Annotated in this window: 11 protein-coding genes and 1 pseudogene; 7 read left to right on the top strand and 5 right to left on the bottom strand. The window is 58.3% G+C overall.

Translation table 11 applies throughout. The annotated features are described in order from the left end of the window. Window positions 1-412: 412 nt before the first annotated feature. Window positions 413-703, bottom strand: a complete 291-nt coding sequence (locus IVA82_RS23770; protein WP_247388718.1) for a hypothetical protein — start codon at window positions 701-703, stop codon at window positions 413-415. 135 nt (window positions 704-838) lie between these two features. Between IVA82_RS23770 and IVA82_RS23775 the strand changes: the two genes are divergently transcribed. Beyond that, the gene (locus IVA82_RS23775; RefSeq protein WP_247388719.1) at window positions 839-1,111 is read left to right on the top strand and encodes a hypothetical protein; all 273 of its coding nucleotides are present in this window, start codon (window positions 839-841) and stop codon (window positions 1,109-1,111) included. A gap of 611 nt (window positions 1,112-1,722) precedes the next feature. On the opposite strand, the gene IVA82_RS23780 is transcribed toward IVA82_RS23775, so the two are convergent. After that, the gene (locus IVA82_RS23780; protein ID WP_247493584.1) at window positions 1,723-4,266 is read right to left on the bottom strand and encodes a DNA topoisomerase; all 2,544 of its coding nucleotides are present in this window, start codon (window positions 4,264-4,266) and stop codon (window positions 1,723-1,725) included. A 122-nt stretch (window positions 4,267-4,388) separates the two neighbouring features. Between IVA82_RS23780 and IVA82_RS23785 the strand changes: the two are divergent. The 3 genes and pseudogenes from IVA82_RS23785 to IVA82_RS23795 all read left to right on the top strand — a co-directional run. Then, window positions 4,389-4,610, top strand: a pseudogene (locus IVA82_RS23785) (hypothetical protein); the annotation flags it as partial. 66 nt (window positions 4,611-4,676) lie between these two features. Then, window positions 4,677-5,243 carry a YbhB/YbcL family Raf kinase inhibitor-like protein gene (locus tag IVA82_RS23790; protein ID WP_247388727.1) on the top strand — a complete coding sequence of 189 codons (567 nt, stop codon included), beginning with the start codon at window positions 4,677-4,679 and terminating at the stop codon, window positions 5,241-5,243. Window positions 5,244-5,329: 86 nt separating this feature from the next. After that, window positions 5,330-5,473, top strand: coding sequence for a hypothetical protein (locus IVA82_RS23795; RefSeq protein ID WP_247388721.1), 144 nt, complete (start codon window positions 5,330-5,332; stop codon window positions 5,471-5,473). Window positions 5,474-5,628: 155 nt separating this feature from the next. Here IVA82_RS23795 and IVA82_RS23800 read toward each other — a convergent pair whose 3' ends face one another. Both IVA82_RS23800 and IVA82_RS23805 read right to left on the bottom strand, forming a co-directional pair. Beyond that, window positions 5,629-5,925, bottom strand: coding sequence for a hypothetical protein (locus IVA82_RS23800; RefSeq protein ID WP_247388722.1), 297 nt, complete (start codon window positions 5,923-5,925; stop codon window positions 5,629-5,631). Between the two features lie 416 nt (window positions 5,926-6,341). Next, entirely contained in the window at window positions 6,342-6,500 is a 159-nt protein-coding gene (locus tag IVA82_RS23805; RefSeq protein ID WP_247388723.1) for a hypothetical protein, read from the bottom strand. Window positions 6,501-6,746: 246 nt separating this feature from the next. On the opposite strand from IVA82_RS23805, the gene IVA82_RS23810 reads away from it, so the two are divergent. Continuing rightward, window positions 6,747-6,944, top strand: coding sequence for a hypothetical protein (locus IVA82_RS23810; protein ID WP_247388724.1), 198 nt, complete (start codon window positions 6,747-6,749; stop codon window positions 6,942-6,944). 89 nt (window positions 6,945-7,033) lie between these two features. After that, on the top strand, window positions 7,034-8,449 hold the full coding sequence (locus IVA82_RS23815) for a phenylacetate--CoA ligase family protein (RefSeq protein ID WP_247388725.1): 1,416 nt from the start codon (window positions 7,034-7,036) through the stop codon (window positions 8,447-8,449). 80 nt (window positions 8,450-8,529) lie between these two features. Here IVA82_RS23815 and IVA82_RS23820 read toward each other — a convergent pair whose 3' ends face one another. After that, the gene (locus IVA82_RS23820; protein ID WP_247388726.1) at window positions 8,530-8,691 is read right to left on the bottom strand and encodes a DUF2934 domain-containing protein; all 162 of its coding nucleotides are present in this window, start codon (window positions 8,689-8,691) and stop codon (window positions 8,530-8,532) included. Window positions 8,692-8,929: 238 nt separating this feature from the next. On the opposite strand from IVA82_RS23820, the gene IVA82_RS23825 reads away from it, so the two are divergent. Then, on the top strand, window positions 8,930-9,740 hold an 811-nt coding region (locus IVA82_RS23825; RefSeq protein WP_247493253.1), incomplete at its 3' end, for an IS701 family transposase.

The raw sequence follows: 9,740 nt of genomic DNA on the forward strand, positions 1-9,740 counted from the left end.
CGGCGGCGCTTTGCAGAGCGATGGGAAGGTCTCAACAGAGCGAAGCCTGACACCGCTGCATCACGCAGATCAGGGATTTTAAGGCACAAGACTCGTCCGACGAGAACTCGGTGATGCCAGCAGATTGCCCGCTTCTGATTCAGCCCGACAGCCTATTGCCCGGCGATGTGTCGCCACAATGGCCGCGCAATCCAGATTGAGCTCTGGCGCGCCCGCAAACCTAATCGATGTTGCCATCTATCGTTGGCACACGAACTTTGACGATTCCACGTCGGAGGTTTTGGTTCAATTGGTCCAATTGCCATCGCTGCAAACGCGTTCACGCGGCCGTCGGGCAAAAACTGGCAAAGGTAAAGCTTGCCCGGCCGAATAAGTGACACGCGATGAAGCTGCACAAGGTTAGTGATTTTCGTTACCAATCTTTGGATTTCGGGGTGGCTATGCCTTGCGGCACCTTCTTCGTGAGTAGCCGCTTGAAGCTTCCCTGATGAAGTATCGACCCGCATTTCCCGTTCAATGCGATCAAATCGGCCTTTGTGAGATAATCCCCGGTGAACGGAGTCATATCCGATTTGATGGGCCAGGGAGCCGCGTTCTCAACAATTGGTTCGGGGGCATCAGCGGCCCATTGATCGCGCAATTTCGCGTCCGCAATTTCGCCATGGGCCGTGATGCATGCGAGCCCGATAAGCTCGCAGATCATGCGGAATTGAAGGAAGCAAAATTCCCGCAGGAGCGGATTCGGCAGGCGATAGGACTCCGGCCAAGGACTCCGGCCAAGCATGCATTGACCGAATCTAGTCTAGCCCTTACTTCACCCATCAATTCGGAGTAAGTTTTGACAACTGCCTTTTCTCTATCTGTTAAGGGCATCGTTTTTAAAAAACCTCAACTAGACAAATCGGAAATAGAACTGGAGCCGGACGCATTGCAGCGCTTTGAGCGCGCCATCAACGTAGTGGCGAAAAGCCCGCCACAGCATAGAACCAAAAAAATCCACCGCCAAGAAAACCAGCAGGGTCAAAAATCCAAAAACAGCACGCTGAACTGGCAACAACGCAATCTAGTCGGCCTTTTCTATCAGCTGTTTTATAGCCGCGTATTGGCTTGAGTTTTCAAAACCGTGAGGCCGATTTGAATCATCCAGCATTGGGGCGGTACCCAATGCGATAAATAGATTTATCGCTGCCCGTTGTTCGGCGAGAGCGCTGCGGGTCAGTCCTGCCTTTTGACGGCACGCTTTGCAAAGCATCCAATTTCCTTGCCATTTTGGATCGCTGCAATTTGAGCATTGCTGTGGCTTGGTCACAATCTACCCCGCAAAAGGTTCGAAGTCCTCGTCAATAATTCGCGGCCTCTTACCACCAACGTTCTTATGCTGGGCATCTTTAATCGCTCGAAGTCTGGCGTTCGAATGTGCGCGTTCCCGAGCTTCCCGTGGTTCGTTCATGCGAGTTGCTCGCACGGTATCAGAGAAATCAATCTCGCTATGCACAGGGCATCTCAGCGCGTATCCATCAAAGAGCCCGCGCTCTAATTCTTGTACCTTCGATTTGCAGATTGGGCACTCCATTGCGTTCCTCCGAAGGATCCAAAAAAATGAAACAAGCTATTGAGGTTTGCTTGAATCCGCACTCGCCACCAGAAGAGCCGTCCCCAACTGTTGTATTCCTGCCTTCGGCAATCCTATCCTGCCTTGCATTGTCAAGCTTATAAAATCACCTAAGGGAGCCAGCCCCGTCCGACGAATAGAGAAAGATCAACTCCAGGCGGAGCATACCACCCCTCGGAGCCATAACGGGCACCGAGCTTCAGCGCGACCTCCTTGTTGCCATAAGGAATCCGCAGTGGCGTCCTGCTTGAGTTTGCTGGCACGGGAGCCGTCGAAGCGGCATCGGTGTCAACTTTTTGTTTTCGCGACCTCTTCGGCGGAGCAGCCTGGGGTGCAACCGAGCCTACTGGCCTGTTGGAGGTCTTACGATTAACCTTGCGATGTTTTTTATCTCGATTTGCATCGATCCACGCGGACATCGCGGCCGAGTTGATCCTCGCATCGTCGGGGATGACGAGTCCGTTCCCCTGCGCCAGCTTCTTGGCGTACAATAATCGTGCTGGACTTACCGGTTTGGGGTCGAGCTTACCGGCCGTTTCGCCGTCGGACTTTTTAGGCGCATGTTCGCTAAGGAATTTGCGGCAAATCGATATCGAGGTCTTATAGCCGGGCGGCGGTTTGATACCCTTTTGCCGGACGAGGCTGTCAGCAAAGCGTTTCATCGCAAGCGTCGGCGGATACGTTTCTGCGCCATAGCCCCCTGCGCTGCCAAGCAAAGAAGGTGCCCCCGCGGTAGCACCTTCCTTCAGCTTGTTGATAATGCGCTCGGCGACATCGCATACGGTGTCAATCGCGCCGACCATCTCCTGTTTACCGACAACAACGTCATCGAGTAGGCATTCAAGTTGCGCCGTCACACCCGGATCGACTAGCGCCGGATCGGCTTGTTTGAGAACGTTGAACAACGACAGACCGGTCTCGGTCGGCACAATATTCTTTCCTTGGGCGATCAGGAAACCCTGCTTCTTCAGCCCACCGATGATTTCGGCTCGGGTCGCAGGCGTGCCAATACCCTTGGCTTCCTTCAAGCGATCCCGCAGAACCTCGTCATCAACAAAACGCCAGGCGTTCTGCATAGCCTCGATCAGAGTGCCTTCGTAGTAACGCGGCGGCGGTCGGGTCTCCTTGTTCTCAATTTTTGGATCTTGCAGTTGCGCGCTCTCGCCGTTGCGCAGCGGCGGCAGCAACTGCGCCTCATCGCCCTTTTCGTCGGCGGGTTGCCACTCCGGGAATGCTGCACGCCAGCCGAGCTCAATGGGCTGGCGACCGGCTGCGCGAAATTCAAAGCCGTGCACATCGAGCGTTGCGGTTGTCTGCCGGTACCGGAAGTCGGGCATCAGGGCGGCCATATATGCCCGCGCGATCACGTCAAAGAGTTTCTTCTCGTCAGACGACAGACGGGGCCAGACCTCCGGCAGTTTGTCGATGGTGTTGACGTTGGGAATGACGGCATGGTGGCTCGCACCCTCCAGCCCCTTGTCGTAGAAGGTACCGCTCACACCTCTACGGATCACCGGCGGCTCGGGTACAGGGATCGTGCTGAACGATTGGCCCACCCGCAGTCCGGCAATGGTTCGCGGCACGTCCGATATCAAGCTCTGCGGCAGATAGCGAACCTCGGCGCGAGGATAGGTGATGATCTTCTTGCCCTGGCCGTCATACAGCTCCTGAGCCACTTCGAGCGTTTTGCTGGCTGACCAGCCGAAACGCGATCCGCAAAGTTTCTGTAACGACGGCAAATCATGCAGCTTGGGTGGCCCTTGCCGCTTATCCTCGACCCGCACGGCAAGCGCGCCCTCGAAACCTTCAGCCGCTTTGACAACGGCCTCAGCCCTTTCGCGCTTAACAATTCGGTCCTGCGGCGCATGCCGCATCTGGAATTGCCCGTCCGCAACCCTCGCGGTGGCGACAATTTCGAAATAGGCAAGCGGCACGAAGTTTCGAATTTCCAACTCGCGCTTGCATACAATGGCTAATGTCGGCGTCTTTACACGACCAACTCCAATCACTCTTCGCGCGCCTTGTCCCAGGATGACGGTTGCAGTGCGTGTGAGTGACAGGTTGTAAATTTGATCGGCCTGTCGGCGCGCAACGGCGGCGGCGTAAAGACGGGCATATTCGATATTAGGTTTTGCGCGACCGAATGCGTCGCGGATGGTCTGCGAATCCTGCGCGGTGAACAGCACCCGCATCACTTGACCGCGATATTCGTAATGCTCAAGAATTTCCTGACCGATTAGCTGACCCTCGCGGTCACAATCGGTTGCAAGCCAAACTCGTTTGGCAGTGCGCAACGCCTCGCGAATAGCCTTGAGCTTAGCGGCCTTGTTGCCACCTACTGCCGGGCGCGTTCCGTAAAGACCTTCAGGCCGCAGAAGTATTGGCGACCACCGCTTCCAGGCCGGGACAACCTCCTCCGGTTCGAGGAGATCGAACAAATGGCCCTCTGCTGGAAGAACATCACCGTAGCGCGAACCAATTGCGGCGCGGACGTCTTTGGCCTGGCTGGTTTTCTCGGTGATAACGATCTGATCTGCCAGACCGGCGCGTGGATTGGCCGCATCCCATGATTCACCCGGCACCATGCGGTTCGCTGCCGGATCTGGCCTCTCGATATCGCGCCGACGAGCAGCCTCCCGCGCCAGCTTTTCCATCTGCTTCGGGGAGGGCATTCGCCAGCTTGCGGGTCGCTCATTCGTCATGGTCAGGCCAGATTGACCAAAGAACATATAGAGAACATTATTTGCCGGTCAGGTCAAGCAGTTGGAGTCAGACCATGGCTGAAGTCACCTATTTTGTCGCGCTGCCGTTCATCGCCGCCGATGACGGCATTGCCGCTGGCGAGCCCAAGGAATGCTTCAATCCAAACCCCGCTGTAATGCGCGCTGAGGCGTTATCTCGCGAAGAAGGTCACGTCGGCGCAGTCGCCTTTAGCCGCACCGGCGACCCTGCCACCGGCGATTTCAGCCATGCCAAGGTGATCAGGAAATTCGGCGAAAACGGGTGCCTTGGGCGCTATTTTGTATGCAACTCTATGATTGGACTGGCTGAGCTGGCGCCTCCCATGGCGAAGTTTACATTCTCGCTTGCAGCATTTTGTGCGTGCTTGCTCGTTGCAGGCGAAGCGCGCGCGCAGAGCCTTACCTTGAGCAGCCCGGCTATCAACGAGAGCGCAACCATCGCCAACGAGCAGGTATTCAAAGGGTTTGGCTGTACCGGCAGCAATGTCTCTCCGGCCTTGAACTGGAGCGGCGCTCCGGCAGGCACCAAGAGCTTCGCGGTCACCATGTATGATCCAGACGCGCCGACCGGCAGCGGTTGGTGGCATTGGGTCGTGTTCAATCTTCCACCATCCGTCACTTCCCTTCCCAAGGGTGCGGGCGATCCAAAGAAAAACCTGATGCCGAAGGGCGCAGTCCAGAGCCGCACGGACTTTGGCAGCGATGGCTATGGCGGCCCATGTCCGCCACCCGGCGACAAGCCGCATCGCTATCAGATAACCGTATTTGCCGTTGATGTCGCCAAGCTGCCGGATGCCAAGGATCATTCGGCGTCCGCCGCGCTGGTCGGGTTCGACCTGCGCTCCCACACACTCGCGAAGGCTACCCTGACCGGTATTTACGGCCGCTGACGGGTCCGGGCGGAGCTGCGGGCCGAGAGCGCCTCACCCCTTCCATAGAACGCCACTGGCAGCGAGCCTTCGAAGATCCGATCCTTGTGCCGGGCGGCAGCAAGCTCATCACGCTTCGCGACGCAGCCAGCTTCATCAACAAGCTGCCGAAGCACGAGCACGACGTGCCGGAATGGCAGGCGGCTATCGAGGCGCTAATGCTCGTGCCAGAAACCGGTCGCGCGGCGTGAGGTTGACGCCTACATCGCGCTATATCCGAGACAAGTTATTTCCGAAGCGAAGGCGGTAATGGCGCTCCTCGTCGCCCATGGCTGTCCGCACTCTCCGTCGCGCGGCCTCTCGGCGCGAGTCTCAATCTGCTTGCGACAGCCCGATCTTTCGGCTCTCATTCGCGCGAGGGCTTCTTGGCAGGCGGGCCGCTCTTGTTGCCCGGCAGTCCCTTGATATTTGACGGGTCCTGCATCCGGGTCGTCGGGTTCTCCTGGTTCGTTGTCGAGCTGGAGCCAACGGTCTCTCCTGGTTTGACAGAAGGACCGCTCTTGTTTCCCGGTTGACCCGGAATTCCTGCACCGGAGCTCTGCGCGCTCGGAGCAGTGGAAACGTCCGGTTTGGTCGTTTGCGCCGACACCGCTGAAGGTAGAACCGTCAGCACAAGTGCGGTGGCACTTATGATCAACTTCATGATGTTTTACCTCCCACGAAAGCATCGTGTCAGGGCGAACGTGCCCATCCTCAGAGCGTTCCACCGCCGGTAAATTTAGAGAGGGCGCATGGCGGGCGTTCATGAATAAACAAAAGCTGGCTACTACGTCTCAGGGTTGGGAGTTATCGTCCCAATCAAATGGACAGCCTTTTGATTTTGTTGTAAGTTCCTTCCAGTTTCAGCTTCGGAACTGACGTTTTGGAGCGGACTTCATGCCGGATTTTCGAGCCTATATACTTGATACTTGGGCCGGACGGCCACATTCAGCTTCGCGTCGAACTCCATTGCGCCGACGACACGGCGACAGAGCGAGCCAAGCAGCTCGTTGACAGACACGGCGTCGAACTGTGGCGCTTCGAAAAATCGCGACGTACAGAGCTGAGGAGTAAGGCAGTTCAGTTGTCCATTCCAAGCTGGCGGCAGTCCAATAGCGCGCCGCGCCCTGCTCTTGAGCCGAAGGGATGCGCAATGCCGATCAGGCGCTTGCTACAAGACAGCAAACTAAGGCCGGATGAAATCAAGATCCGGCGGAAATTTCCATCGCCGTCAAACAACTTGGACTATCTCCCGAGTAAGTACTCAGGCGGCCGCGCTCTCGCTGACTATCGTGGTGACCGCAGCCTCGGCGAAGTCTGACGCAGCCGCAACCGAGTGCCAACGCGAACGACATGCGATGGAGCGCGGTTGCCGCTGCGTGAAAGATCGCGCGAAGAATGACAGATCGGGATCGTCAATCTGCCCTTGCCCGGAACCAGCGGGTTTGGCGATTCGTTAGAGCGTTGCCGCAGGAGGGGCTTGTCATGGACAGGCACCGGACAGCGTTGGGTTTGTTCGCCGTTGCGCTTGCCATCGCGATTTTGGTTGCGTCCGTCACGACGCTGGAGCGCGTCAACACGCGCCAAGCTGCGAACGACGCGCCGCCTGGCACGACCGGCCTCGCCCGGCCGCACCCGCCGCTTGATCGTGCACCGGGTGAGCCGATCCAAAAAGACCGTTAACGCATCGCGCGGCGTGCACAGCAAGGTCTGCGAACGCCGCGAGTTAGCGCCTGAAGCTTTGTCCCGGTGAACCGTGGAGCGCGCAAGCGTTGCGCCTGCACGACAAGAGGTGGGACGTGAATATTATGGGTTTACTTGTCATGAGAGAAAGCCTCTCATCGGTATTGCTCGATGCGCACCGCGCAAGAAGGCAAGGTCTCGATGCCATCGCGCAGCGACAACGCGCGCGGCTTGGCGAGGCCGTCGCCTTCGCTCGCGCCAACTCGCCCTATTATTGCGAACTCTATCAGGGTCTACCCGAGCGGATTGAGAGTTCCTCCGTGCTGCCGGTAGCCAACAAGCAAGAGCTAATGCGCCATTTTGACGACTGGGTCACCGACCGCGAGGTTAGTTTTGCAGCAGTGCGAGCGTTCGTCGATACCCCTGAGCTGATCGGGCAACGCCTCCTTGGCAAGTATTCAGTGGCAACCACTTCGGGCAGCACCGGGACACCTGGAATATTCCTGTTGGACCCACACACTTGGACGGTCACAATCGCTTTTTCGCTGCGCATGATCATGGGCTGGCTTAGCGCCACCGATATGTTTAGCCTTCTCGTCAGGGGCGGCCGCGCGGCATCGGTGCTGGCAATGGGCGGCCATTACATCGGCGCAACCAGCTTTGCTGCGATCCGCACAAAACGGTCGTCCCGACGATTACGGGCGCTTCCGGCGCAGGCGCCGTTGCGCAATTTGGTCGCCGAACTCAATCAGTGCCGCCCGGCTCTGCTCATCGGATACGCCAGCGTTATGGCACTATTGGCGGCGGAGCAGGAGGCCGGTCGCCTGCATATTCAGCCGTTGTTGGTTCTTCCGACTTCCGAAGGGCTTTCGCAGGACGGAAGCGACCGGATCGCAAGGGCATTCCACACCAAGGTCCGGACCGTTTACGCCGCGACGGAATGCCTGTTCATGGCCATCGGTTGCGAACACGGTTGGTATCATGTCAACAGCGATTGGGTAATTCTCGACCCCGTCGATGCGAGCTATCGGCCGGTTCCGCCAGGCGAGGAGTCGCATACGGTCCTCGTGAGCAACCTCGCCAATCGCGTGCAGCCGATCCTCCGCTACGATCTAGGCGACCGGATCCTGCAACGACCTGATCCTTGCCCTTGTGGCAACCCGCTTCCGGCGATCCGCGTGCAGGGCCGCGCTGCCGACATCCTCACCTTTCCAACCGAACGCGGAGAGAAGGTCGCACTACCACCGCTCGCGATTGAGATGGACCATGTGCCCGGTGTGGAGTTGTATCAGATAGTGCAGACCGCGCCGACACAATTGCGCGTTCGCCTACATCCCACGGCCGACGCTGACCCAAGCCGGGTCTGGCGAGCGGTGCATTCTGAATTGACCAAACTGTTGAATGAGCATGGGCTTGGGCGCGTGTCTGTTGAGCTGGCCGCCGAACCGCCAGTTCCTTCTTCCGCCGGAAAGTACCGCGCCGTAATCCCACTTCCGAGCGCTTGAAGTCGGTTGCCTTGAGGCCGCCCTGTGGGAAATCAGCTCGGACGCTACCAGTCGCCCCGCTTGCGTCAGGACGCGCGTTGTTAAATGTCGGCACCTTTGTTTAGGTCACCACGCTCTTCTGCGCCCTGCAATTCCCTCTGCGCTTGGTGCCAGAACTCGTCTTCGCGTCCTTCGGGTTTGCCCGCCTGCTCCCACAGTTCAAAAGCGCGTTTCCGTATCTGCTCTTCTGTTGGGTGACCCATAATGAATTCTCCCAGAGCGCAGGTCCCGCCTTGGGGAGGCATAGAGGGCGGGACCGTCGGGCCAATTCTACTTTGGCCATTCGGGCTGAGGAGAGTTGTTCCTTGCTTTCAAGTTGCTGCCCGATCCTCCTTGTCCTCGCCTCGCATCACGGCTTAAGTGCCCCATCCCGCAACGGTCGCTGGATCGCCTTAGCATTACAGTTGCTTTGTTTGCAGACTTCTGAATCCATGGGCAACCATGATTCGAATGTCGTGGGCGCGGGCCGCGTCGGTTGAGGAGACGCTTGCGTTGTGGGCGGCGTCGCTTCGAGAGATCAAGCAGCGGATACGTCCGTTGTTCACGCAAGAGCGTGTTGCGACGAATGCAGGCCTGTTCCTGGAAGGTCTGCTCGGAGATGAGCAGCGCAAGACCGGTTGGATGCGCGCGGAGGCGGCTGGCGATCCCGGCCCATGGCGGCAGCAGGCGATCCTGGGTCGCGGGGATTGGGACGCTGATGCCCTGCGCGATATCGTCCGGGACTATGTCATCGAGCACTTGGCGGATGACGATGCGGTGCTGGTGATCGACGAGACCGGCTTTCTCAAGCAGGGTAAGGCCTCGTGCGGAGTGGCGCGGCAATACACTGGTTCGGCAGGGAAGATCACGAACTGCCAGATCGGCGTCTTCGCTACCTACGTTTCGCGTCATGGTCATGCGTTCATCGATCGCGCGTTGTATCTTCCGAAGGAATGGACCGACGATCCAGATCGTCTGGAAGCCGCATACGTGCCTGCCGATGTCGGCTTTGCGACCAAACCAAAGCTTGCGACGAGAATGATCGCACGTGCGATAGCCGCGTCTGTACCATTCAAGTGGGTTGCCGGTGATACGGTCTACGGTGTTGGCGACATCGAACAGCAACTACGGCGGGCAGGCAAAGGCTACGTGCTTGGGGTCAGCAGCGCTCATGTGTTTCGATCCTGGGGCAAGCGACCGCCGGTCGCCGGTACGGCCGCGGACCTCGCCCGGACGCGGCGCCCGTCCGACTGGAAGCGCCTGTCGGCGGGAG

Origin of the sequence: Bradyrhizobium sp. 142 (assembly GCF_023074015.1) — a bacterium.
Lineage (GTDB): Bacteria > Pseudomonadota > Alphaproteobacteria > Rhizobiales > Xanthobacteraceae > Bradyrhizobium.